Genomic DNA, 22,732 nt, shown 5'->3' on the forward strand with positions numbered 1-22,732 from the left:
ATTTTTGTTCAATATTACGTTTTCTCAATTTTTCAAACAAGAAGTTATCAGTGATTATCTTTTAGAAAACAGCCAAATCCAAGAACACCTAGGACATATCCCCAAAAATTATTTGTTGTCACAGCAATTCCTAAAAGTATTATTGCAATCCCCAATAACTCAATCTTAATTCCTTTCATCGCAAATATCTTCGTTACAAACTGGAAGTTAGCGATTTCTTTTTCCGGTATTCTCTGTCCCACGGATTTCCTCATGATAGAAATAATCTACGATCACCGGATGTCCCTGCGGGACTCTGCCATAAGGCATTTCATTATCCACAAAGGCACAATCATACTTCTTAGCCATTTTCTCAGCTTTTACTTCAAGTGCTTCAAAGTAGCTGCGGTTATGCTTGTTATAGATCTCGTCGTAAAGTGGTACAAGATCAGGATATTTTCCGGCGATATAATTCATAATTGTCTTTTTGAAACCGCCTCGAAGATTGAGATTTTCGAGCCAGAACAGATCGCACTGATCCTTTACCCGCTCAAAGATTGCTTCAAAATCCGTGATACCGGGAAATACCGGGGATACGAAACAGACTGTACGGATACCTGCCTCATATACCTGCTTCATAGCAGCGATACGGTGCTCAATGCTCGAAGCAGAGTCCATATCGTTCTTGAAATTTTCATCTAGTGTGTTGATCGACCATGAAACGGTTACACGTCCAAGCTTCTTCAGTAAATCAATATCTCGTACCACAAGATCCGACTTTGTGCAGATCAGAATATCTGCGTCACTGCCGATCAGCTGCTCCAAAAGTTTTCTGGTATTCCCGAATTGCTCCTCCTGTGGATTGTAGCCATCTGTCACAGAACCGATGACCACCCGCTGTCCGGCATATTTCTTCGGATTTTTAATTTCCGTCCAATGCTTCACATCAAGGAAAGTGCCCCATTCCTCCTTGTGCCCGGTAAAGCGCTTCATAAAAGAAGCATAGCAATACTTGCAGGCATGTGTACAGCCCACATAGGGATTGACCGAGTAACCGCCTACCGGCAGACTAGACTTAGTCATGATGTTCTTTGTTTCCACCTCACGAATGAGGATTCCATTTATTACTTCTTCCATGATTTCTGTACCTCTAACACTTTATTAAATTCTTCCGGCATTTCCTGAATCATATTTTCATCCCCTATGATAGGGACAATGTCTTCCTTCATAAACACCGGAATGCCGAGCTTATGTGCCTGGTCCGCCAGAGACCATGCCCATTCCGGCTCCGTATGAATCTTCCTGCTCTGAGCTCCGGTCATGGTGCCCACAACGATCCAATTGATTCCGGAAAGGTCAACTGTGCCGGGATCGTCGAATAACGGCTCAAAGGTAACATGGTAATGTTTTGCTCTGACGTTTTTCCGAAGGGCGTCGATACGCCACAGTTCTGCTTTCCTCGTCACCGTAACGCCAAACCATGCGTTTTCCAAATCGGTATCAAAATCCAGCAAATCAGGTCGCTTGGTAAGGAACAGGAACTGATGCTGTGGATTTTCACGGATCTTTGCAAATACCTCGTCTCTCCATTCCGGCTTCCATCCGGAGAGATCGCTCATCCCGGTAAGAAGAAAGTTCTGCGGACGTTTCTTTTCCATCATCTTGAGCTTACCCGGAAAGAATTCAGGGTCAGCGAAGTCATCAATCATATGCCAGCGTTTCACGTTGTTGCGGGCATAGCAATATGTACACCCCACTGTGCAGCCAATGACGATATTCATGTTCTGAATCTGATCTTTGATACAAATACTCATGACTTCTGCCACTCCTCAAGATTCTTTCTGATGCGGTCGAGACATTTCTCAAACCGGGTAATTTCTTCCTCTGAAAAACCTTTGTAGTAAATACTGCCCATCTCATCAGATACAGAATCGTACTCGCCCTTTAAGGCATGTGCTTTCTCAGTCAGAAACAGGAGTGTTTTCCTTTTGTCCGTTTCAGACTGAACACGGCTTATCAGCCCTTGATTTTCCATTCTTTCCAGCATCGTAGTAAGAGATGTTATCGCTAATCCGCATTTAGTCGAGAGTGACCTGATTGAGATACCATCCTCCTGCCACAGCACATAAAGAATACGTCCCTGGGCTCCATTAAACGCATCAATATTCTTTTCACTGAGAATCTTCTCAAAAATCCGGTCTCCAAGCTGTTTTATTTTTGTGACAAGAAATCCTCCATTCATTTCCATGCAAAAGCTCCTATATAGTAGTTTATTAAAAACATACTATATAGGAGCTTTATTGTCAAGAGTTTATATGTCTTAATAGGTAAATTCCATTTTTTCAATTCTCCAAACTGGAATTTGACTTGCCTATTTTCTTAAAATCTCATGTGGAGCTTCTATTTCATTTGCCAAGGTATGCTCTGTTAACTCTGACATTCCATTGTGCATTGTTGATTCCAAAACATTGGAAATTTACTCACTACAAGATTACTGGAGATCATATTTTGTCCGAGATTATTATGTAGAAATGGATTTTGATGATAATATAGTAAGAACAGAAGTATTTTATTTGCCAGAACGTCAATAACAAATATGGGAAAGAGATGGTACTACATGGGAATAATTAAATATTTTAGAAAAAAGTACTGGGAAGCAGCCATTTTCAGAGGTGGGCGACGTATACCATTTACCTGTGATGGATTAACAACTGTTCCTGATAGCGCCTATGCATTGTTTACTGAAAAAGAGTTAGAAAAAATTTACGAAGAAAGAGATATTTTTCATGAGCGGCTAATGCATATGATTGATTCTTTTTAATCACATGTACATCAGAGTTTTATATATTACTTATGATATTATGCCGGCTTTGTCGCTTTGTATCAGCCGAATGAATACAAGAAAAGGAGCTGTCGGGAAATAGACAGCTCCTTCAAAGAAAATCTGCAGGATACCTTTCTTCTTTCCTTCTGTAAGTTCATTCCACCCACACTTTTCTCTGGATCTTTTCACCTGTTCACTTGTAAGCCCAGATTTCTTGCCATTCACCCTTTCAAGAACCTCTTCTACCGTCTGCTGATAAATTTCCTTCATCACTTCCGCCTCATCGTTTCTAAGTATTTACTACCTGAATTTCTTATGCAATGAAAGACCTCTTTGAAAAAAATATAAAAAAAAGACCTTCATTGCATAATAAAAAATGCAATAAAAGTCTCACCATTTCCTTATGATACCGGATGCTTCCACCGTACTGACAACATCACAAACGCAATTTGTTAAGCGCAGGTTACTCCCCTTTATTGGATCAAATCATATACCCAAAGTAACATGATTGTCAAGATACTTTATCATTACTTTTTCATTTTATGTTATACTTTTTACATCGTTAACACTATTAAAATAAATTCTCCGGAGGTGAATCAAATGGATCATACGAATAATTCCTGTTGTTGCGGTGAAGCGGAACATTTTTCCGGATGTCTGATTTGTGGTGCTTCTATTACGTATCGTGCTGAAAGCTCTATTCAGACGTGCAGCATCTGCCATAAAGAGCAATTAACCAATGCGGTCTGTGAAAATGGTCACTTTATCTGTGATGCCTGTCACAGCTATGGCACATATGCTCCGGTAATCACAACACTCAGAGACAGTACAGAAAAAGATGCTTTGCTTCTTCTGGAAAAAATTATGGATCTTCCATCTGTACATATGCATGGACCGGAGCATCATACAATTGTCCCATGTGTTCTTCTGACAGCGTTTCGCAATAATGGAGAACATATGGATTACGATGCTGCACTATCTGAAATCTGTAAAAGAGCGAAGCAGGTTCCGGGCGGTACCTGTGGTTACTGGGGTGTCTGTGGAGCTGCTGCCGGAGCCGGTATTTTCATGTCCGTTATGACTGGATCCAGTCCACTTCACAAAGATGCATGGCCGTTTCCTCAAAAACTTGTTTCCATTATTTTATCCAGACTGGCAGATGTTGGTGGACCTCGCTGCTGCAAACGTACCAGCAGAATTGCCATTGAAGAAGCCGTTCATTTTTACAGTCAGTTTTGTTCTGTAAACATTCCGTTGTCTTCTATAACGTGTAAATACTGCGAAGATAATCGCGAATGTATCCAGGAAGATTGTCCATACTATCCTGAATAACAGGCAAGGCAGTGATTCCATGATACCACGAAATCACTGCCTTGTAACTCGTTTGCCAGGATACAGCGCCCCATCTTCCCACTTTGCTTTTTTGCAGTTCCATGAACGAATATCCTTCTCTTCCAAAACACTCCTGATTCGTTCTTCTCCATTGTCCGATGTAAAAAGCGCTGTAATTTCCTTTTTTCCATCTACAATTTTCACACAATAATCTACCAGTTCCGGAATCTCAAACAGTAATTCATCCATCTCTCTGATACTTCCCAATGGATCCATCCGCTTTACAAAGTCCAGGCGTTTTATTTCACTTCCACAGAGGCATCTTCCTGGAATGATCCTTGACCAGTCACCGGTTCGATATCGAATCAACGGCTGTGCTTCCATTCCAATGGTTGTAATCACCAGTTCTCCCCATTTACCGTCCGGCAGCACATTTCCGTTCTCATCTATAATCTCTGTAATACAATGGTTTTCCCGCATATGCATGCCCTCATGCGCCGTGCAGCAAATGGCACCTCCAAGCCCCATCTCTCTGGAACCATAGTGCGGCCAAAGTCGTGTTTGCAGAATTTCTTCGATTGCTTTCATGACAGTTTTCGGACAGGCATCTCCGGATACCAGTGCTCTTTTTATACTGCCTTTTCCGCACATTCGAAGCATGGACAGCAATGCCGTCGGCATTCCCACATACGTATCCGGCTGCTCCTCTTCCAAAATCCTGTTCAGTTCGCCATAAGTTCTTCCTGTCCCGGTTGAAAGAGGTTTTGCTCCCAGACGTCTGATTGCCTCCGCGATCAGTTCTCCTAATCCAAAAGGACCTGAAAATGGCATAGCCACCATCGTTATACTTCCAGGATAAATAAATTCACCCAGACCTGCCATAAAAAGTTCTATGGTGTGTTCACAGTCTCCCTCTGTATAGAATACACGTTTACCGGCACCGGTAGTTCCGCTTGTCTGTTCTGATATCACTTTCTGTACTTCCCCCTGGGAGCAAAGCAGCATCCTGCCTCCATCTCGTGCCAGATCTGTTTCTGTCGTAAAAGGAAGGCTTCTCAAATCTATCAGGCTTTCCAGTCTTTCCGGCAAATCTCGGTAAAAACCCTCTCGTTTTTTCTCTCTCTTCAGTACAATATTTAATTTCTCCAGCTGTATTCTGTGTATTTCATCTCTTGTAATCTCTGTAATACCTTCCTGCTTACAGATCATTGCATCTATATTCGATCGTTTCACTTTCTGTATAAATATATTCCTTTCGAATTCGTCAGATTATATGCACAAAACGGCACCATTCCATAATCAGAATCCACCTCGCAGATATAACATCTTTTCAGACGTTCAAGATCCAGATTCCATGCATCCTGAAAAATCATCCCTGATACTGCAAAAGTTTCATTATGAACCCGGATCAGGAATTCATCCAGCGCATCTGTCTGTGTCATTTCTCCATCATCAAATTTTTTTGTGCTATAGCTCCACTGATTTTCCACATACTGTCTGGAATTATCGCTGGTAGTACAACAACATCCTCTGCCTGATTTCTTTTCCAAAAGTTTCAGTTCCCTCTCACCTTTTTTCAGATAACTTGCATGAAAAGAACAGTATGGATTCTCTGCTCCACCACCGGCGAAATCCTTGCTTTTCATAAGCCCGTCAGTCTGTTCCTCGATCAGCTTCAACATCTTTGGTATGGTAATCGGAGCTTGTGGACGCTGCTGAGAACATCTGCCAAAATAGCTGATCGGCTGGAAATGTACTCCTCTTACAAATGGCATATGATCCATCGCAAACTTCAGAATATCTCCAACCTGCATGTCATTTACTCCTGGCGCAATGACAGGTACCAGGGCAATTCCCAGTTCCGCTTCCGAACAGTTTAACACAGCCTTTTCTTTCAGTTCTATCATAGAGCGTCCGCGCAATGTCTGATACACATCATCTGTGACACCGTCAAACTGAAGAAATACTGTATTCAGTCCTGCTTTTTTTAGTTTTCTGGCATATCCTGCTTCCTGCGCAAGACGGATTCCATTGGTATTCAATTGAAAAAATGTAAACCCTTTTTCTCTACCCATATGTATGATCTCCGGAAGATCCTCCCGCATGGTTGGTTCTCCACCTGAGAGCTGAATATTGAATGGTCCTCCATGATCCATCAGAAAATCATATTGCTTTTCTATTTCATCAATTGAAAGATCACCGTTTTCCAGACATTCTCCTGCCGAAGCAAAGCAGACCGGGCAGTGCATATTGCAGCGCTTTGTCACTTCCAGTATCATACAACAGCCTTTTCGTTCGTGCTCCTCACAGAGTCCACAATTATCCGGGCAGGATTTCTCTTTGATTTTGGGATTTACCGGAGTCTCCGCAGACAGGTTTTCTCTTCCCCAGGAAAGATACTCTGCTGCCGTTCCTTCCCAGATCAGTGTCTGAAACTTTCCGTGGATATCACATTCTTTCACCAGATAAATGCCATCTTCACCAATACATTTTTTTGCCGTAAGTACTTTCATACATATCGGGCATACACTTTTTGTTTTACCCAGCGTAATCATAGTTCCAATATTCCCCGTTCTGTCAGTATTTCTATCACTTTCGTATAAGTATCTGCAATCAGCGCAGGACATTGCTCCATAATCACTCCCCAATCCAAATTAGAAGTGATATCCTTACAATAAAAAGCACCAAATTCTTCTTCGGTCTTCTTATGGAACCACTGATATAATTCCTGCACAGCCGGTTTCATCTGTATATCTTCTTTCTCCTGCGGAGCCAGATTGCCAAGGAACAAACCTATCGCACAGGCTCCTCCTGTCAGGCAGCCACAGGTATCTCCACAATAACCGATCCCGCCGCCAAGACCTCCCAAAGCCTTTACAAGCTGTGGATTTTCCTCACCTATGGCTTCCAGTGTCATAATCATAACCATTTGTGAGCAATGATAACCCATACTGCTAAGTTCTATGATTCTTTCATAAAGATCCATGTGCTACTCCTTTCTGCCAACCAACATGGTATAGCGCAGCTTCTTTCCTTTATACTCTTTCTGCAGGAGCTTATACTCGTCGCAGCAGAACGAATCATTCCAGATTGCTTCCAGATAATATTCCCGCCAAAGTAACGTCTGATCCTCCTGTCGGAGAATGGTAAACCCTGTCTGTTCTGCCATTTCCAAAAGATTTCCGGTATCCAGATCTGATAATAAAAGAAATCCTCCCTTTTTCAAAACACGCCAACATTCAGATAGTGCATTTTTCTGATCTCTGCTGACAAAAAATGCACACTGGCTGATGCAAAGATCTATACTGTCTGATGAATACTGCAAATGCAGAAAATCGCCTATTTCCACATCACTGCCCCGTGGGAAAAGATCCACGCCATGTGCTTCCAGCCCAAATGATTTCAGGATTCGTACCGTGTCTCCTTCTCCTGCTCCAAGATCCAGTGCTTTCATTTCTTTTTTCCATTCTATGTTCTCCAGAAGATGAAGCGTCTGCGCTTCCCCTCCCGGATGCCTGTTCATCTATTTATCCTCCAGTGCACGCTCCACCGCGAGCACTTTTCCAAGTGCGAGTTCTTCCGGAACATACACAAACCCACACTTTGGGCAGACAGGCATTTCCACAGGAAATCCATTTTCCAGATACATAAATTTTGCTTTTCCTTTTACAAGAGGAACCTTACATTTCATGCAGGTCAGCTTTCCTTCCGGATCAATCGTATAATATGTTCTCTCTACTGCCATTACTGTCCCACCCTTTTCATAATATTCATTCGATGACTGTATGCTCTGTGTACCAGATATCCGTCTTCTGTTTCCACAAACCGCACCCAGAATGTGACATTTCCCAGTCTGCTTCTTGTCACCAGTTCTTTTGTTTCTTCATCCAGGATTGCCTCCTGATTTTCTCTGTAATCTGATAACACACGTTCCACATCACTTTTCAGTATCATGCGCTCATCCATCATATGGATTGCCTCCTCTGTATAGGCAACAGTATAGTCTTTTTTCTCCATGACCGATTCCTCATTCCAGATGTTTTTTAAAAGTGTTTGTTTCAATATGAGCCTGTTGTAGCGTTTCTCACTGATATCAGGCATATTGCTGGCATTTGCCCCATACAGAAGTTCAAGTATATGTCGGGATTCTCTTCCCTCTCTGGCAAATCGGTCTCTGCATGCCATGCAGTATGTAATATATGGTGCATCGGAACGTTCCAGACACTTTTCTGTCATTTTCGCTGCCATATCTTTATTGGCATATGCCGTCAGACCTCCATATCCACAACATGGAGACAAATCTCTGGAATATTCTGTATCTTCAACGATACATCCCATATCCGACAAAAGTTGTCGTATCATATCTTGTGTCTGTGCATCCCCTCTGGCACCACAGGCATCATGTATGGCAACCGGTATCTCCAGTCCTTTCGCCTGCTGTGGAAGTCCGATTTTTCTCAAAATTTCCCAGATTCCTATAACATGTGCTCCAATACTTTCTTTTAGCTGCTTCATGCAGCTTGGACAGCCTGCAATGATGATCGGATCACCAAGCTTGGCCAGTTCCTGTTTCAGCTGCTCATTTACTTTTTCTGTCATTTCATAGCGACCCGCCCATTCGCTGATTGCACCACAGCATCCCAGCATCAGAGCAACGCCTCCAGCTACCCGATTACTTAAATCTTCGTATGCCTGTATAACCACATCCGGCGCTATCGCACCTGCCTGACAGCCCGGGAAAAATACATATCTGCAAGTTTCATATCCCGGCTGGAGTCTGCTCAAAAAAGCCTCTGAATTTGAAAATAACATGTCCATCAGTGCAAATTCATGTGGCGCCAGCGGCATCTTATCTGTGGATACCATATTTTCTCTTGCTGACTTACACACCTGACTCATATCAAATCCATTCGGACAGATCACCGTACACTGTCCACAGAGGGCACAGGCATTCATCGGTTTGTTCATCGGATGATCTCCCATGATAATCTGCGTATTATTATAGATCTCACGGGCTAATAAACCCGGATGTTTTTGATATTCACTTAAATACACACAGCCTTTCATGCATTCGTCACAATGACACTGAATACATCGTTTTGCTTCTTCTACAGCTTCTTCTTTTGAATACCCATCCTGACCACAGAAAATCTTATTCGATCCATGGATTCCTTCCATGTTCGTATAAAGCTTGGTAGTCACTGCTCCTTCACTGCCTCTGTTGCTGTGCGGCGATAAATTCTGTACCAGAAGATCCACTGTCAAAGCTGCCCGCTTTGCGGCAAAAGCCGCATCCATCACAGATTCCGCAGGTCCGCTGACAATCTTTGCCTGTTCTCTTAACATAATCTCGACATCTGCTGCTTCTTCCGGAGCTAACATTTTTGCCACTTCTTCTGATGCGCATACCACATCTGCCAGTTCCATTTTTTCTCTGATAAACGAAAGATTCAAACTGCATCCAAATTCAAAAGAAAGATCCATAGATTTCAGACGTTTCGCTTCATTGCTGCGGTCTGATTCCAAAAGATGTCCGGCTGCCGCTGCAATATAGCTTTCATAATCTTCTTCCTTACAATAAATTGTCGTAGGATACATTTTCTTTTCCAGTTCCCCTGCAAGAAACAGTGGAAATAATCCAGAACCAAAGATTGCTGCCCTTTTCTTCTTTCTCATGCGAAATACACTGCTTCGTCTTCCCGGTTCTCCATACCGGACAATCGCACGTTCTACTTCTCGTATGGAGACACCATCACCAAGTTCACAAAGCTTGCAATTATCTTCGCAAGGTGCCGTACATCCATCACAGAGAATCATTGGAAATGGTGTAATTTTCTCATAAATTGCCAACGCTTTCTTAAAATTTCCTTTTGCAGCATAATACAGCATCTCTTTTGTATCCATTTTGAAAGGACAGGCTGCAACACAGTAGGCCGGCTGTTCATGGACGCAGAGACTGATCATATGATCCATCTCTTCTTTTGACATTCGATTTACATGATAAACGTGAGTAGAACCCCTCTCCTGTATGTATGTCATAACCTGATACTCCTTTCGTCTGTAAAGGGGAGGCAGTTTCCCGTCTCCCCTGATTATATCGCAGTTGGCAGCTTTTACTCCAACCACATTATGAATTAAGCTTATTTCTCAAGTTCTTTTAATGCTGCAAGAACCCTTTCCGGACGGGCAGGGATACGTGTAATACGTGCACCTGTCGCATTAAAGATTGCATTCAGGATTGCAGGATGTGGAGCATCCAGTGGAGCCTCACCACAACCAGCCGCACCGTAAGGACCACTTGGACGATATGTTTCATTGAAGTGAAGTTCAATATCATCCGGAGCATCCTTTGGATATGGAATACCACAATTCTTCAAAGTGGTGTCATGGTTCAAATCTTCAAAATCTTCCGAAAGAGCAAGACCGATACCCTGTACAAGACCACCATAGAAATTACCTTCTACAAGAAGTCTGTTCATGATCGTACCTACGTCAGCTACGCAAGTAAATTTCTCAACGGTAACTTTACCTGTTTCTGTATTAACAGCAACTTCCGGCAGGAAGATAGTATACATATAAGTTGCAAATGGATCGCCCTGTGCGGTATCCTGATCGATCGGATGATCTGCACAGAATGTAGTTACCCAGTTACCTTCATATTTTGTTGCAAGCCCTTCTGCTACCATCTCATCATAAGTACGGAATGTTCCGTCTTCTTTCTTCATTGCTGCTACAAGATTTTCTGCAGCCAGACGACATGCATTACCTGACATAACCTGTGAGCGTGATCCTCCTGCAGGTCCTGCATTCGGACATGTCTTCGTATCATTCATAACCAGTTTAATCTGTTCCGGTCTGATTCCTGCCTGACGCAGTGTTTCATGAGATGATACAAGAACACCCATATCAGCCCCCTGTCCATGATCTTCCCATGCAGCATACATCGTAACGGTTCCATCCGGATTTAATTCTGCAAATGCATTTGATGTATCAACACCATCAAGACCACAACCGTATACTCCAAGAGATACACCGATACCATATTTCATCTTTCCGTCAGAAGCTGCATTCTTTTCGGCAACACGTTTTTTCGCCGCTTCATACAATGGACGTGCTTTCTTAAACAAATCTTCCTCACAATATACCTCCGGTGGATAACCTGTCGGGATGGTAGTGCCCTCTGATTCTTTATAGCAGTTCATTTCACGGATATCAAACGGATCGATTCCCATCTTAGCTGCCAGCACGTCAATCGCAATCTCAGATCCCATATAAGACTGTGGTGAACCATAAGCACGGAATGCGGAGCCCCATGCATGGTTTGTAAATACGGTTGTTGATTTATTACGAATAGAATTAATTCCATAACCTGCGCCTGTAAACTGAGAAAGTCTCATGGTAAGCAGATCGCCAAATTCTGAATATGGACCGTGATCTACATAGTTGTTACCCCAAAGTGCTAAGAGTTTACCATTTTCATCTGCTGCAAGCTTAATATTCATAAATGCAGGAGATCTCTTTCCTGTATAAGTAATGTTCTGGAACTGATTAAATACCAGCGATACCGGACGTTCCAGAATCTTAACAGCTGCACCAATCAGAGCCTCATTTGTCGGTGAGAACTTGTAACCAAATGTTCCGCCTGCATGGTTCTGAACAAGTCTTAAGTTTTCCATTGGTACACCGATACCATCTGCGATCATAGGCATATGAAGATGTATACCGATAGATTTGGAATGCACTGTTATCATACCGTCTTCATCAATATATCCATAACCACAGTCCGGCTCAAGATGAAGATGAGGCTGGCGTGAACAGTAGGACTCGATCTCAACCTGCTGTGAATCCGGAATGCTGTCCCAGTCAAAGTCCGGTCCCTTGATACAGTTTGTCTCAAAAAATGCGTTTGGAGTACCAGGATGGATCTCTGCTGCATCCGGTGCGATTGCATCCATTGCGTTCATATATGCAGGAAGTTCTTCGATCTCCATCTTAACTGCATCTGCTGCTGCACGTGCATGCTCTTCTGTGTCGGCAGCTACGATCGCAATCGCATCACCAAACTGAAAGATCTTTTCGTCGCAGAGTACAGGACGCTCAAATCCGTCTGTCTTATTGTGTTTCGGAAGCATTACAAGACCATTGATCTTGTTGGTTCCGCCTGCTGCCTTAATGTCCTTCGCTGTAATAACACGAACAACTCCCGGCATACTCTCTGCTTCTGTTGTATCGATACTGAGAATATTTGCGTGAGAAACCTTGGCCTGTGTAAGTGCAAGACGAAGAGTTCCCTCCGGCATCTTTAATGCATCATCTGCACCGAAATCCCAGGTACCTGTTACCTTCTGTGCTGCTGATGGACGGATATAGTTTGTACCGACGATAGAATCACCTGTCTGCTTGAATACGAGGTCTTCTTTAGTCATCTCGCCACGCATAACTGCTGCTGCCGCCATGGTCGCATCGATAAGCGGCTTGTAACCTGTACAACGACAGAGATTACGCTGCTTGTTAAACCAGTCCCTCACTTCTTCACGGGTAGGGCTCGGATTATTATCGAGAAGAACCTTTGCTGAAATAATAAAACCTGGTGAACAGAAACCACACTGTGCACATCCATATGCCATCCATGCAACCTGTATCGGATGCATATCAGAAATTGTTCCCACACCCTCGATTGTTGTGATCTCTGCATTGTCCGGAACACGGCTCATCTTGTAAATACAGGATCTTGTAACTTTTCCGTTCATAATAACATTACATGCTCCGCAATGACCTTCTCCACAACCGATCTTACATCCTGTAAGAAGAAGATGCTCACGAAGTACCTGAGCCAGTGTCTCATCCTTATCAAGAATAAGGATTCGCTCCACACCATTGATCTTCAATGTCTTTTTAATCATGTTTCATTCCTCCTTTAAAAAATACACGTTCCGATGTTACAAATCTTCTGACTTATGTGTTCCGCATGGATCATGATCGACTCCCTTACCCGTCAGATCTTTAAGTCTTTCCATTCCTCTGACAGAATAGAAAACAATGGAAGAGCTGCTTCCGTCCAGATTCTCACCGCTGAGTTTTAAAACATTCGCATTCTCATAATAATCAATCGGAAGTGTCCGACTGTATTGCTCTCCTGTGCGCTCATCTTTTACCTGTATCGTAACTTCTTTTGCGGTAATTTCAAAAATCTTATCCATGGAAACGTTCTCCTGTTTACATTATTTTGTATAATTTCATGTTATCATAATTTTGTACAGTTTTACAAATTGTAAATAATTATTAGTTGGCTATTTTCGTCCTTTTTTATATTGTTTTTATTACTTTATTTAAAAATTTTACTATTTATCCTCACTTTTCATGCTATAATAATATCAAATTTGTACAATGTTATTTTTAGGAGGTATCTATGATGCAGACAGGTGCTCTCATCGTAGCTGCAGGGAAATCGTCACGAATGGGAGACTTCAAGCCCATGCTTCAGCTTGGATCCATTTCCATCGCGCAGCGTGTGATTAATAACTTCCGGCAGGCCGGAATCTCTAAAATAGTGGTGGTAACCGGATATAATGCGGATGCTCTGGAACGCCACCTTGCTTCCAATCATGTTATTTTTCTTCGAAATGAGGACTATGAAACTACTCATATGTTTGATTCTGTCAGGATTGGACTGGAATATTTAAAAGACAAAGTGGATACGGTACTCTTTACACCTGTAGATGTTCCACTATTCACAGCACATACCGTTACACAAATGCTTTCTCTTGGACAGCCTCTTGTCACTCCGGTCTGTAACGGAACTCCAGGTCATCCGATCCTGATTCGTTCCTCATTAATTGAGTCCATTTTAAGCAATGATGGAAACACTGGTCTGAAGGGTGCTGTAGAACATTGTGGAACTCCCATGTATTGTTTAAATGTAGAAGATCCTGGAATCATTCATGATGCGGATACACCAGAGGATTATGTAGAACTTCTTCGTGCACACAATCAAAGTCTGATCCGTTCAGAGATTCAGATTCAGCTGGCACGGGAAAAGGTCTTCTTTGATGAACAGCTTTATTCGCTGCTTACACTGATTCATGAAACAGGATCTGTTCGTGATGCCTGCGAACGCATGCACATTTCCTACTCCACCAGCTGGAATCTGATCCATACATTAGAATCTCAGCTTCATGAACCGCTGATTATTCGAAGTCAGGGCGGTGTAAAGGGCAGTCACAGTGAGCTGACACCATACGGAGAAGAATTTTTGAAGCGATATGCCCGTTTTTCAGAGGAAACACGTACCTGTTCCGAAGCAATATTTGAAAAGTGTTTCAGAGGATTTTTCAATGCGTAATCTTTATCTTATTCGACACGGAAAACCACAATATCCAGATGAACATTCTTACTGTATCGGTCAGACTGATTTTTCTTTATCTATGCTTGGACATCTGCAGTCAGTCCTTCTTCACGGAGAACTGGATGATAAAATAACTGCTGTTTACTGCAGTCCTTTGTCAAGAGCTATGGAAACGGCTGCACATATCACACCTGATCTTCCACATATCACTATCTCAGATTTAACAGAACGAAATCTGGGAGAATGGGATGGTCTTTCATTTGATGAGATACGCAAAAGATGGCCGGACATATATGAAGCACGTGGAATGAATCCTGATTACCCGATTCCAGGAGCAGAAACTCCTTTCGCATCTGGCATGCGTTTTTCGCAGGCAATTTATGAGATTCTTCGTTCTTCTGAGGGTGATATTGCGATTGTTGCTCATACAGATGTAATTTCTTCTTATCTGTATTTTCTTGATTCAAAACAGCATGCCAGACAGTATTTTCGTCTTCCATGTGGTTCCTATTATCATCTGAACGCAGACGATAACGATCATGTTACCTTATCTGATTCGACTTACCTGCTGCCTCATCCTGACTTGCATGACGAACTATGCCGGATGCTTCGCGATTCGGTGTCTCTTCCTCATCATGTACAGGCGCACAGTGATGCAGTGACTGAATTGGCTTGCCATTTCTGCGATCTGCTGGAATCTCATGGTTACTTTTTTAATAAAAAACTGATTCGCTCCGGAGCACTCCTTCATGATATTGCCAGACTTCAAAAACATCACACCAAAACAGGTGGTGATCTTTTCTTACAATTAGGCTATACTGAAATCAGTCAGATTATTTCACAACATCATGGTTTGCAGAAGACAATTCTGAATGAAGCGGCTATCGTCTTTTTATCAGATAAACTGATTCAGGAAACCGAACGTGTAACCATCGAAAAACGATTTGCGGAAAGTCTGTGTAAATGTAACAGTCCCGAAGCTTTGAAATCTCATGAACGACAGCTTAAACAGGCTCTTGATCTGCAAAATATGATACAGACCATCTGTCACATGACGATATGACTTATAGAAAATTACAGGAGGTGTTTTATATATGAGAACTTTATTTCAGATCATACAACAAGAATTTCAAAAAGAAAACGACCTTGTGCTTGCATCCATCGTTGCTTCCTCAGGATCGACGCCAAGAGGTGCCGGTTCCCGTATGTTGGTTGGAAAAAAAGGCCGAGTTGCCGGAACCATAGGCGGAGGTTCTGTCGAATATCGTGCAGAGCTTATGGCGCTTGATATTCTTGAAAAGAAAGAATCCTGTGAACATGAATTCCGGTTGAATCGCAAAGATGTTGAGAATATCGGTATGATTTGTGGTGGTGATGTTACCGTATTTTTCCAGTATCTGGACCATAATGACCCTATTATTATGGAACTTGCAGTAACTGCTGAAACATTATATAAAGAACGAAAAGATTTCTGGCTGATCTGTGATCTTCATGCTACATCCGGTATGAGTCTTTACAGTGCATCCTATGGATTGACTGGAAATGCTGATGTTCCTTCTTCCATCTTATCTTCCTTATCTGCAAGACCATGCCGTCATCGCAATGAAACCTGTGACCTGTTTACAGAACAAATCGGTACATCCGGAACTGTCTATGTATTTGGAGGCGGGCATGTTTCACAAAAGCTGGTACCAATACTTGCAAGTGTTGACTTTCACTGCATCGTTCTGGATGACCGTCCGGAATTTACAGATCCTGCTCTTTTCCCGGATGCAGCGGAGACAATCCTTTGCGATTTTGATCATCTGGATCAGAGCATTTCTATCACAGATGCTGATTATTGCTGTGTCATGACACGAGGTCATGCCTATGATACGATTGTGCAGGCACAACTTCTTGCCACACCTGCATGCTATATCGGCGTCATTGGAAGTCTCGCCAAAAGAGCTGGTGTATTTCATCGTCTCGTAGAAGAGTATGGAATCGATGAGCGAGAATTAGACCGTATTATCACGCCTGTGGGACTTAATATTAAAGCAGAAACACCTGCTGAAATCGCAATATCTATCACAGGACAAATGATTCAGGTTCGAGCTGAAAGAAAGGCTGCTATGAAATGATGACAAAACATGTCTACAAAACTATTATATTCGGTGCCGGACAGATTGGGCAGATGACTGCCCGACTTCTTGGAAATTCCTATCAGATCATGTGCTTTGCCGATAATGATCCGCGCAAACATGGACAATTTATTGGTAATATCCCAATCTGTTCTCCATCAAAGGCCGCTGCTCTTCTTCCTGATCTGATTATTCTTGGTGTATTGGATGAAGAGCGGCGTGGTTCTATGATGCAGCAGATGGAGCACTTGGGCTATCACGGTTCATTTTGTGATCCTTCTGCACTTCGCATGTTTGATGCACGGGTTGCGGTTATGCGCCTTTTAGCCGAACAAATACATCAACAAAATATCCCTGGAGATGTGGCAGAACTTGGTGTTTTCCAGGGTGATTTTTCTTGCCTGATCAGTACGGCCTTTCCGGATCGAAAAATACATCTTTTTGATACTTTTGAAGGCTTTTCAGAAAAAGATATTGCCGTAGAAACCTCCAGGCATCTGTCTCGCGCTAAAACAGGTGACTTTTCTTCCACAGATGTAGACTCTGTTCTTCGCATCATGCCTGATCCATCACATGTGATCATCCATAAAGGATGGTTTCCGGATACTTTTTCCGATATTACCGATGAAACTTTCTGTTTCGTATCATTAGATGCAGATCTCTATGCTCCAACTGCTGCTGCATTACCTCTATTTTATGAACGTCTGTCTATCGGCGGAGTTCTCCTGATCCATGACGTATACAGTACCCAGTTTTCCGGATGTAACAAAGCTGTAGACGAATTCTGCCTGAAACACCACCTGTTTGCAGATCCTGTATGCGATCTGCATGGAAGTGCTATTATCCGAAAAATCATTTAAAACCTAATCGAAAGCCTTTCATAATCCTATACGCCTTCTGTATTATGCTATTTTACGAGATACCCTCCATCCACCGGAATGATTGCTCCGTTGAGATAGTCGGATGCATCTGATGCCAGAAAAACACAAGGACCTTTCATATCTTCCAGAGTTCCCCAGACGTGAGCATGAATACGTCCGGTAATTTCTGCATATCGTGGATTCGATGGATCTGTCAGTGCCGTGTTCATCTCTGTATCCATATACCCAGGTGCGAGAGCATTCACATTAATTTTTTTGATGCCCACTCATTACAAAATGCTTTTGTGAGCTGAGCTACTGCCCCTTTCGATGCTGCGTAAGCCGGAACAGTATAACCACCAAAGAAAGATAACATAGATGCAATATTTATAATCTTGCCCTTGCTATCCTGTGCAATAAACTTTTTGGCAGCTCTCTGACACCAGTCAAATACTGCATTCTGATTCACTTCAATGACATACTGATAATCTTCCATTGGAAATTTCTTCACTTGGATGACGGCGCTGTACTCCCGCTGCATTTACCAGAATATCCAGAGGATTTCCCAACTTTTCCACAGCTTCTTCAAATCCTCTTGCACGATCTTTGGCATCTGCCAGATTTGCAATTACTCCATGACACAAAAATCCTTTTTTTGTAAATTCGTCCGCAACTGCTTCTGCTTTTTCAGATGATCCTACAATGACAACTTCTGCTCCTGCTTCCATCAAGCCTTCTGCCATGCCATATCCCAGTCCTCGCGTTCCACCTGTAACGATTGCTTTTCTTCCTGTTAAATCTGTAAAATTTTTCATCTTCTCCTCCATTCTGTGCAGTAATTACACGTTACGCAATCGATTGCGTAATTAATAATACCACAGAACAATTACTCCACTCTTTAAAAGACATAAAATTTACGGATATAGAAGAACAGGGCTTCATGCCGGTATATGAACGTCAGGAAATCACTGACGATCTCCATGAAACCTGCGGATTCAGAACGGTCTATCAATTCATAACAAAACGGAAAATGAAAGGAATTCAGAAAAAAAGTAAGCAGAGATAAAACATTACTATATTTCGTGTATGCAGATAAAAGTGCCACACCCCTTGTACAGGGATTGTGGCACTTTTTTAACTAATCAACTGTCAAAGATGAGATTATATAATCATTTTAGTATCTTGTCAATTGTTAACAATTGACAAGATACCCTTCAGTCTTTAAATATGTATCAGAATCGTTAATATTCTAAAAATATCCCTCATTGGATTCCGTATAACAAACAAAAATTCCTACAGTATTTAAAAATCTATAGTTTAACGGATTCCTTTGTGAAAATATCAGCAATTTCGCATTCCGCGCAGACTTTCTTATAGATTTCCGGATCATTGATATTCTGAAAATAGTTTTCCGGTGCACTGGTATGGTATAGGGAATATCCCACTGTATTTAAAAAACGATACACCGATGATCTTCCTGATTCCAGAAAATCTGTGATCTCTTTATAAAGTCTGGCATCATATACCGCTATCAGCGATTCTTCTTTTCCATTATGACACAGCATAGTCACCGGTTGGTCGGCTTTTTCCATTGCGAACTTCAACAGATTTTGAAGTTCTTCCACAGGTACCAGCGGCGTATCTACCCCCAGCACCAGGCATTTTTCTGTCTTTGCCCTTCGAAAACAGCTCTCCAGACCGCCAAGTGGACCCTGACCGGAAATTCGATCCGGCACAATCTCTTCCCCACACTGTGTTCCACGATATCCAGAAATTAAGATCTGTTTTGCTCCCAACTGACATCCTTTTCCGATCTGTATCTCCAAAAATGTCTGTCCATCTAAAAGCAGATCTGACTTCTCCCTTCCCATATGGCTGCTGGCACCACCTGCCAGGACTACCAGCGTAAAATCTGATGGCAATTGCTGTTCTGCCAACTGACCGTTTTCTAATTCAGATATATCAGTCTGCATTTTCCGATTATTTTCTGGCACAGTTCGTTGCCTCCCCGGTCAGGATCTGTAATCCATGTTCCAGCGCTGGAATAATATATTCCAGACTTTCTCTGACTGCTTTCGGGCTTCCCGGCAGATTCACGATCAGTGTTCCTTTTCGAATACCTGCTGCTGCACGACTGAGCATAGCTCTTGGTGTAATCGTCATACTATATGCTCTCATTGCTTCCGGAATCCCCGGCACTTCACGTTCTATAATATCCTTTGTTGCCTCCGGCATACAGTCTCTCGGCGAAAATCCGGTTCCACCCGTAGTTACAATCAGCTCTGCTATTCCCTCATCTGCTATACGAGCCATCTCATCTGCCAGCATCTTTCTGTCATCCGGCAAAAGAATGGTATGCACCACTTCGTAATCGTTCGCTTCCAAAATTTCCTGGATTACCGAGCCACTTTTATCTTCTCTCTCTCCTGCATATCCAGAATCACTGGATGTAATAATCGCAACTTTCATAATTCCTTATCCTCCTATCTGGGACATTAATTTACATTCATCTGTCTCAATCTCTTCCGATGTAAAATGATGACTGACCGGTTTTTCCCATATTACTTTCTGTATTGCCTCTGTCAGTTCATCATCTGTGCATCCTGAACGCATCAAATTCTTCAAATCCGTTCCAGTCTGATATTGCAGACAGGCTTTTAAAAATCCTTCTGCTGTCATACGCACACGATTACACTGGTCGCAAAACTTATGCGTCATCGCACTGATAAATCCTATTTTACCCTGAAATTCTTCTATTTTATAATAATGACACGGTCCATTCCCATATCGTTCTTTTATTGGAGTCATTCTTCCATATGCTTTCTCTAATATTTCGCATATTTCACTTTCTCCCCGAAACTGAAAATCCTTTCCATATCCAATCGGCATCATTTCAATGAAACGAACATGAATCGGATATTGCTTTGCAAGTCTCGCTATCGATACCAGATTTTCCTGCTCTTCCACTACCGGCACACAATTAATCTTCAATCCAATCTGCGGATACTGTAATGCCGCCTGGATTCCCTCCAGCACCCGATCCAGACTTTCTCTCCTGGTTACCTTTGCAAACTCTGCTGCATTTAAAGTATCCAGACTGATATTTATATCATCAAGCCCCGCTTCTGCCAGATCTGCTATCTGTTCTTCGAGCAATACACCATTGGTCGTTAATGTCACTTTTTCGATGCCAGGAAGTTCTTTTAACATTCGAACCAGTGTGGCACAATTCTTTCTAATTAACGGTTCTCCTCCGGTCAGTTTGATCTTACGTATACCTAAACCAGTCATACATCTGCTGATTCTGGTAATCTCATCATAAGTCAGAATTTCTTCATGCGGGATCTGCACAACTCCATTTTCCGGCATACAATAGACGCACCTGAGATTACATCGATCTGTAATGGATATCCGCAGATAGTCAATCTCTCTTCCAAATCTATCCTTCATACTATTCTTTCGGGTTTCGATATAACCCGCTTTTTCCTCCGCTTTTTTCTACCAGATGAATGTCCGTCAGTTCCATGGACTTGTCAATTGCCTTACACATGTCATAAATTGTCAAAAGTGCCACATTCACACCAGTAAGCGCCTCCATCTCCACACCGGTCTGACCTTCCATTTTGGCTGTACAGATTGCCGTAATTTCAAGATTTTCTTCATCCAGTTCAAAATCTACCGAACACTTCTAAATCATCAGCGGATGACACATCGGAATCAGATGAGATGTCTGTTTTACCGCCATAATGCCAGCCACTCTTGCTACTCCAAGTACATCTCCTATTTTCACAGTCCCCTGTTTCACTGCATCCATCACAGCCTGACAGACACAAATCTTGCCTTTTGCTACTGCTGTTCTGGATGTCGGTATCTTTCCGGACACATCCACCATAACAGCGTTACCCTTCTGATCAAAATGATTCAGCTTATTCTCCATCTGCCTCACCTGCTGCCTTCTCTATCACAATTTCATCGCCTTCTGTCAATACGCCACCATGAAGTACTCTGGTAAAGATACCTTCTCTTGGCATAATACAGTCACCCATAATTTTATAAATCTCACATCCACTATGACATTTTTTCCCGATCTGTGTCACTTCTAATAATACCTCTCCGCTGCGAAGTCTGGTGCCAACCGGCAATGCCTTCAGATCGTATCCACTTACAATCAGGTTTTCTCCAAATGCTCCGTCTTCGATCGGTGCTCCCTTTGCCTTGAATTCTTCTATTTTTTCATAAGAAAGAAGACTCACCTGGCGATGCCACTTGCCGGCATGGGCGTCCTTCTCGATTCCAAATTCTTCCATCAGTCTGGCACTATGTACATTCTTTTTCTGTGTACCTTTCTTCTCACTGATATTTACCGCCATAATCTTTCCCATTTTATTTCCTCCTTCATTCCTCAATTCACTCTTTCGAAATAAAGAGATGTCTGTTATACTAAATCTAGTATAACACATAGTAAACATGATAAAAGAATTGTTTTTTCAATTGGAGAAATTATGTATATTAACGAACAATAACAAAATCTGTCTCTGCTAGAGACAAAAACATATCAATATATCGGAAGAAATGGAGAATCCCGTACGGAACAAGAAGAAGTATTGAACGAACATATGATGGATGTCTATATAAATGATCATCTGACTATGAAACTTGTTTGCCTGCCCCAGCATCTGACTGAACTGGTTCTTGGAAGATTGCTGACAGAACAAATCATCACGTCTTCCGAAGATGTAGATCATATCTATATCTGTGAATATGGAAAACGTGCAAAAGTCTATTTAAAAAATTCGGCACGCAGCACACAATCCTCATCGGATGCCTTTGTAGAAGTAACTCCTACCTGCTGTACCGGCAATCATATTTTAAATGATTACTTTGTTACATCCAAAGAGCCGCAGTCACTTACACCGATTTTCTGGAAACCAGAATGGATCTTTCATATGGCGGATGCCTTTGCGGATGGTTCTCCTCTCCATGGCATTACCTTTGCCACACATAGCTGCATTCTCGCTCAAAAAGATCACATTCTGTTTTCCTGCGAAGATATCGGACGGCACAATGCTTTGGATAAAGTGATCGGCTACGCTCTGCGGCACAATATTGACCTGCATCAATGTATGGTATATTCCAGCGGCAGAATACCAACTGATATGACTTTAAAGGTCATCCATGCAGGGATTCCAATTCTCTCCAGCAAGGCTTCTCCTACTTCTGAAGCAATTGATCTTGCAAAAAATATCACCTGACCCTGATCTGTGCAGCCAGA

At 42.3% G+C, this 22,732-nt stretch carries 24 protein-coding genes and 4 pseudogenes; 8 read left to right on the top strand and 20 right to left on the bottom strand.

Going from position 1 to position 22,732, the window contains the following annotated elements; all coding sequences use genetic code 11:
• Positions 1-47 precede the first annotated feature (47 nt).
• The 5 genes and pseudogenes from BLP57_RS08840 to BLP57_RS18685 form a co-directional block, all read right to left on the bottom strand.
• Positions 48-242: a hypothetical protein gene (locus tag BLP57_RS08840; protein WP_092071048.1), complete on the bottom strand. Its 195-nt coding sequence runs from the start codon at positions 240-242 to the stop codon at positions 48-50.
• Positions 208-1,116, bottom strand: coding sequence for a radical SAM mobile pair protein B (locus tag BLP57_RS08845; RefSeq protein WP_059086551.1), 909 nt, complete (start codon positions 1,114-1,116; stop codon positions 208-210). Before BLP57_RS08845 ends, BLP57_RS08840 begins: the two co-directional genes overlap by 35 nt.
• Positions 1,104-1,793 carry a radical SAM mobile pair protein A gene (locus BLP57_RS08850; protein ID WP_092071051.1) on the bottom strand — a complete coding sequence of 230 codons (690 nt, stop codon included), beginning with the start codon at positions 1,791-1,793 and terminating at the stop codon, positions 1,104-1,106. The genes BLP57_RS08845 and BLP57_RS08850 overlap by 13 nt, the downstream gene beginning before the upstream one ends.
• Entirely contained in the window at positions 1,790-2,227 is a 438-nt protein-coding gene (locus tag BLP57_RS08855) for a radical SAM mobile pair system MarR family transcriptional regulator (protein ID WP_005608550.1), read from the bottom strand. Before BLP57_RS08855 ends, BLP57_RS08850 begins: the two co-directional genes overlap by 4 nt.
• Before the next feature lie 123 nt (positions 2,228-2,350).
• Positions 2,351-2,419 (bottom strand): annotated as a pseudogene (locus BLP57_RS18685) (LPS biosynthesis protein); the annotation flags it as partial.
• Between the two features lie 177 nt (positions 2,420-2,596).
• Here BLP57_RS18685 and BLP57_RS08860 point away from each other — a divergent pair.
• Positions 2,597-2,800: a hypothetical protein gene (locus BLP57_RS08860; RefSeq protein ID WP_092071054.1), complete on the top strand. Its 204-nt coding sequence runs from the start codon at positions 2,597-2,599 to the stop codon at positions 2,798-2,800.
• Positions 2,801-2,830: 30 nt separating this feature from the next.
• Here BLP57_RS08860 and BLP57_RS08865 read toward each other — a convergent pair whose 3' ends face one another.
• Positions 2,831-3,073: a cation-transporting P-type ATPase gene (locus BLP57_RS08865; protein WP_092071057.1), complete on the bottom strand. Its 243-nt coding sequence runs from the start codon at positions 3,071-3,073 to the stop codon at positions 2,831-2,833.
• Between the two features lie 330 nt (positions 3,074-3,403).
• Here BLP57_RS08865 and BLP57_RS08870 point away from each other — a divergent pair, with 330 nt between their 5' ends.
• Positions 3,404-4,135, top strand: coding sequence for a DUF5714 domain-containing protein (locus BLP57_RS08870; protein WP_092071060.1), 732 nt, complete (start codon positions 3,404-3,406; stop codon positions 4,133-4,135).
• Positions 4,136-4,168: 33 nt separating this feature from the next.
• On the opposite strand, the gene BLP57_RS08875 is transcribed toward BLP57_RS08870, so the two are convergent.
• From BLP57_RS08875 to BLP57_RS08910, 8 genes are all read right to left on the bottom strand, one after another.
• Positions 4,169-5,344, bottom strand: a complete 1,176-nt coding sequence (locus BLP57_RS08875) for a DVU_1553 family AMP-dependent CoA ligase (RefSeq protein WP_092071063.1) — start codon at positions 5,342-5,344, stop codon at positions 4,169-4,171.
• A 20-nt stretch (positions 5,345-5,364) separates the two neighbouring features.
• The gene (trsS, locus tag BLP57_RS08880; protein ID WP_092071066.1) at positions 5,365-6,690 is read right to left on the bottom strand and encodes a radical SAM (seleno)protein TrsS; all 1,326 of its coding nucleotides are present in this window, start codon (positions 6,688-6,690) and stop codon (positions 5,365-5,367) included.
• Positions 6,687-7,121 carry a DVU_1555 family C-GCAxxG-C-C protein gene (locus BLP57_RS08885; protein ID WP_021650124.1) on the bottom strand — a complete coding sequence of 145 codons (435 nt, stop codon included), beginning with the start codon at positions 7,119-7,121 and terminating at the stop codon, positions 6,687-6,689. The genes trsS and BLP57_RS08885 overlap by 4 nt, the downstream gene beginning before the upstream one ends.
• A gap of 3 nt (positions 7,122-7,124) precedes the next feature.
• On the bottom strand, positions 7,125-7,658 hold the full coding sequence (locus BLP57_RS08890) for a class I SAM-dependent methyltransferase (protein WP_092071070.1): 534 nt from the start codon (positions 7,656-7,658) through the stop codon (positions 7,125-7,127).
• A complete protein-coding gene (locus tag BLP57_RS08895) occupies positions 7,659-7,880 on the bottom strand; it encodes a DVU_1557 family redox protein (protein ID WP_005427475.1) in 222 nt (73 codons plus the stop codon).
• Complete coding sequence (locus BLP57_RS08900) at positions 7,880-10,174, bottom strand: pyridine nucleotide-disulfide oxidoreductase/dicluster-binding protein (protein ID WP_092071073.1); 2,295 nt, start codon at positions 10,172-10,174, stop codon at positions 7,880-7,882. The genes BLP57_RS08895 and BLP57_RS08900 overlap by 1 nt, the downstream gene beginning before the upstream one ends.
• A 101-nt stretch (positions 10,175-10,275) precedes the next feature.
• Positions 10,276-13,038 (bottom strand): molybdopterin-dependent aldehyde oxidoreductase, encoded by a 2,763-nt coding sequence (locus tag BLP57_RS08905; RefSeq protein ID WP_092071076.1) that lies wholly within the window; start codon positions 13,036-13,038, stop codon positions 10,276-10,278.
• Between the two features lie 36 nt (positions 13,039-13,074).
• Positions 13,075-13,335 carry a hypothetical protein gene (locus tag BLP57_RS08910; RefSeq protein WP_092071079.1) on the bottom strand — a complete coding sequence of 87 codons (261 nt, stop codon included), beginning with the start codon at positions 13,333-13,335 and terminating at the stop codon, positions 13,075-13,077.
• A gap of 209 nt (positions 13,336-13,544) precedes the next feature.
• Here BLP57_RS08910 and BLP57_RS08915 point away from each other — a divergent pair, with 209 nt between their 5' ends.
• From BLP57_RS08915 to BLP57_RS08930, 4 genes are read left to right on the top strand one after another with little or no spacing between them, the layout of a single operon-like run.
• Positions 13,545-14,477 carry an NTP transferase domain-containing protein gene (locus tag BLP57_RS08915; protein WP_021650129.1) on the top strand — a complete coding sequence of 311 codons (933 nt, stop codon included), beginning with the start codon at positions 13,545-13,547 and terminating at the stop codon, positions 14,475-14,477.
• Complete coding sequence (locus BLP57_RS08920; RefSeq protein WP_092071082.1) at positions 14,470-15,543, top strand: histidine phosphatase family protein; 1,074 nt, start codon at positions 14,470-14,472, stop codon at positions 15,541-15,543. The genes BLP57_RS08915 and BLP57_RS08920 overlap by 8 nt, the downstream gene beginning before the upstream one ends.
• A gap of 31 nt (positions 15,544-15,574) precedes the next feature.
• Positions 15,575-16,600 carry an XdhC family protein gene (locus BLP57_RS08925; RefSeq protein ID WP_092071085.1) on the top strand — a complete coding sequence of 342 codons (1,026 nt, stop codon included), beginning with the start codon at positions 15,575-15,577 and terminating at the stop codon, positions 16,598-16,600.
• A complete protein-coding gene (locus BLP57_RS08930) occupies positions 16,597-17,460 on the top strand; it encodes a TylF/MycF/NovP-related O-methyltransferase (protein ID WP_092071089.1) in 864 nt (287 codons plus the stop codon). Before BLP57_RS08925 ends, BLP57_RS08930 begins: the two co-directional genes overlap by 4 nt.
• Positions 17,461-17,507: 47 nt before the next feature.
• Here the strand turns inward: BLP57_RS08930 and BLP57_RS18690 are convergent.
• Positions 17,508-18,275: pseudogene (locus tag BLP57_RS18690) on the bottom strand (SDR family NAD(P)-dependent oxidoreductase).
• A 59-nt stretch (positions 18,276-18,334) separates the two neighbouring features.
• Here BLP57_RS18690 and BLP57_RS18875 point away from each other — a divergent pair.
• Positions 18,335-18,526: pseudogene (locus tag BLP57_RS18875) on the top strand (IS1634 family transposase); the annotation flags it as partial.
• A gap of 244 nt (positions 18,527-18,770) precedes the next feature.
• Here the strand turns inward: BLP57_RS18875 and mobA are convergent.
• The 5 genes and pseudogenes from mobA to BLP57_RS08965 form a co-directional block, all read right to left on the bottom strand.
• Positions 18,771-19,433 (bottom strand): molybdenum cofactor guanylyltransferase, encoded by a 663-nt coding sequence (gene mobA, locus BLP57_RS08945; protein WP_207646700.1) that lies wholly within the window; start codon positions 19,431-19,433, stop codon positions 18,771-18,773.
• Positions 19,434-19,440: 7 nt separating this feature from the next.
• Positions 19,441-19,929, bottom strand: a complete 489-nt coding sequence (locus BLP57_RS08950) for a MogA/MoaB family molybdenum cofactor biosynthesis protein (protein ID WP_207746627.1) — start codon at positions 19,927-19,929, stop codon at positions 19,441-19,443.
• Between the two features lie 6 nt (positions 19,930-19,935).
• A complete protein-coding gene (gene moaA, locus BLP57_RS08955) occupies positions 19,936-20,910 on the bottom strand; it encodes a GTP 3',8-cyclase MoaA (protein WP_044960389.1) in 975 nt (324 codons plus the stop codon).
• Position 20,911: 1 nt separating this feature from the next.
• Positions 20,912-21,397, bottom strand: a pseudogene (gene moaC / locus BLP57_RS08960) (cyclic pyranopterin monophosphate synthase MoaC).
• Positions 21,387-21,842, bottom strand: a complete 456-nt coding sequence (locus BLP57_RS08965; protein ID WP_015526506.1) for an MOSC domain-containing protein — start codon at positions 21,840-21,842, stop codon at positions 21,387-21,389. Before BLP57_RS08965 ends, moaC begins: the two are co-directional and overlap by 11 nt.
• Before the next feature lie 237 nt (positions 21,843-22,079).
• Here BLP57_RS08965 and BLP57_RS08970 point away from each other — a divergent pair, with 237 nt between their 5' ends.
• Complete coding sequence (locus BLP57_RS08970) at positions 22,080-22,712, top strand: formate dehydrogenase accessory sulfurtransferase FdhD (protein WP_330389402.1); 633 nt, start codon at positions 22,080-22,082, stop codon at positions 22,710-22,712.
• Positions 22,713-22,732 lie beyond the last annotated feature (20 nt).

Source organism: Blautia sp. SF-50 (assembly GCF_900101315.1).
Classification (GTDB): domain Bacteria; phylum Bacillota; class Clostridia; order Lachnospirales; family Lachnospiraceae; genus Blautia_A; species Blautia_A fusiformis.

Excerpts from the sequence above, each read along its gene's own strand:
- mobA (WP_207646700.1), bottom strand. The coding sequence starts at position 19,433 with ATGCAGACTGATATATCTGAATTAGAAAACGGTCAGTTGGCAGAACAG.
- BLP57_RS08920 (WP_092071082.1), top strand. The coding sequence starts at position 14,470 with ATGCGTAATCTTTATCTTATTCGACACGGAAAACCACAATATCCAGAT.
- BLP57_RS08930 (WP_092071089.1), top strand. The coding sequence starts at position 16,597 with ATGATGACAAAACATGTCTACAAAACTATTATATTCGGTGCCGGACAG.
- BLP57_RS08890 (WP_092071070.1), bottom strand. The coding sequence starts at position 7,658 with ATGAACAGGCATCCGGGAGGGGAAGCGCAGACGCTTCATCTTCTGGAG.
- BLP57_RS08860 (WP_092071054.1), top strand. The coding sequence starts at position 2,597 with ATGGGAATAATTAAATATTTTAGAAAAAAGTACTGGGAAGCAGCCATT.
- BLP57_RS08870 (WP_092071060.1), top strand. The coding sequence starts at position 3,404 with ATGGATCATACGAATAATTCCTGTTGTTGCGGTGAAGCGGAACATTTT.
- BLP57_RS08970 (WP_330389402.1), top strand. The coding sequence starts at position 22,080 with ATGGATGTCTATATAAATGATCATCTGACTATGAAACTTGTTTGCCTG.
- BLP57_RS08865 (WP_092071057.1), bottom strand. The coding sequence starts at position 3,073 with ATGAAGGAAATTTATCAGCAGACGGTAGAAGAGGTTCTTGAAAGGGTG.
- BLP57_RS08885 (WP_021650124.1), bottom strand. The coding sequence starts at position 7,121 with ATGGATCTTTATGAAAGAATCATAGAACTTAGCAGTATGGGTTATCAT.
- BLP57_RS08950 (WP_207746627.1), bottom strand. The coding sequence starts at position 19,929 with ATGAAAGTTGCGATTATTACATCCAGTGATTCTGGATATGCAGGAGAG.
- BLP57_RS08855 (WP_005608550.1), bottom strand. The coding sequence starts at position 2,227 with ATGGAAATGAATGGAGGATTTCTTGTCACAAAAATAAAACAGCTTGGA.
- BLP57_RS08875 (WP_092071063.1), bottom strand. The coding sequence starts at position 5,344 with ATGATCTGTAAGCAGGAAGGTATTACAGAGATTACAAGAGATGAAATA.
- BLP57_RS08925 (WP_092071085.1), top strand. The coding sequence starts at position 15,575 with ATGAGAACTTTATTTCAGATCATACAACAAGAATTTCAAAAAGAAAAC.
- moaA (WP_044960389.1), bottom strand. The coding sequence starts at position 20,910 with ATGAAGGATAGATTTGGAAGAGAGATTGACTATCTGCGGATATCCATT.
- BLP57_RS08905 (WP_092071076.1), bottom strand. The coding sequence starts at position 13,038 with ATGATTAAAAAGACATTGAAGATCAATGGTGTGGAGCGAATCCTTATT.
- BLP57_RS08900 (WP_092071073.1), bottom strand. The coding sequence starts at position 10,174 with ATGACATACATACAGGAGAGGGGTTCTACTCACGTTTATCATGTAAAT.
- trsS (WP_092071066.1), bottom strand. The coding sequence starts at position 6,690 with ATGATTACGCTGGGTAAAACAAAAAGTGTATGCCCGATATGTATGAAA.
- BLP57_RS08910 (WP_092071079.1), bottom strand. The coding sequence starts at position 13,335 with ATGGATAAGATTTTTGAAATTACCGCAAAAGAAGTTACGATACAGGTA.
- BLP57_RS08845 (WP_059086551.1), bottom strand. The coding sequence starts at position 1,116 with ATGGAAGAAGTAATAAATGGAATCCTCATTCGTGAGGTGGAAACAAAG.
- BLP57_RS08895 (WP_005427475.1), bottom strand. The coding sequence starts at position 7,880 with ATGGCAGTAGAGAGAACATATTATACGATTGATCCGGAAGGAAAGCTG.
- BLP57_RS08915 (WP_021650129.1), top strand. The coding sequence starts at position 13,545 with ATGATGCAGACAGGTGCTCTCATCGTAGCTGCAGGGAAATCGTCACGA.
- BLP57_RS08850 (WP_092071051.1), bottom strand. The coding sequence starts at position 1,793 with ATGAGTATTTGTATCAAAGATCAGATTCAGAACATGAATATCGTCATT.
- BLP57_RS08965 (WP_015526506.1), bottom strand. The coding sequence starts at position 21,842 with ATGGGAAAGATTATGGCGGTAAATATCAGTGAGAAGAAAGGTACACAG.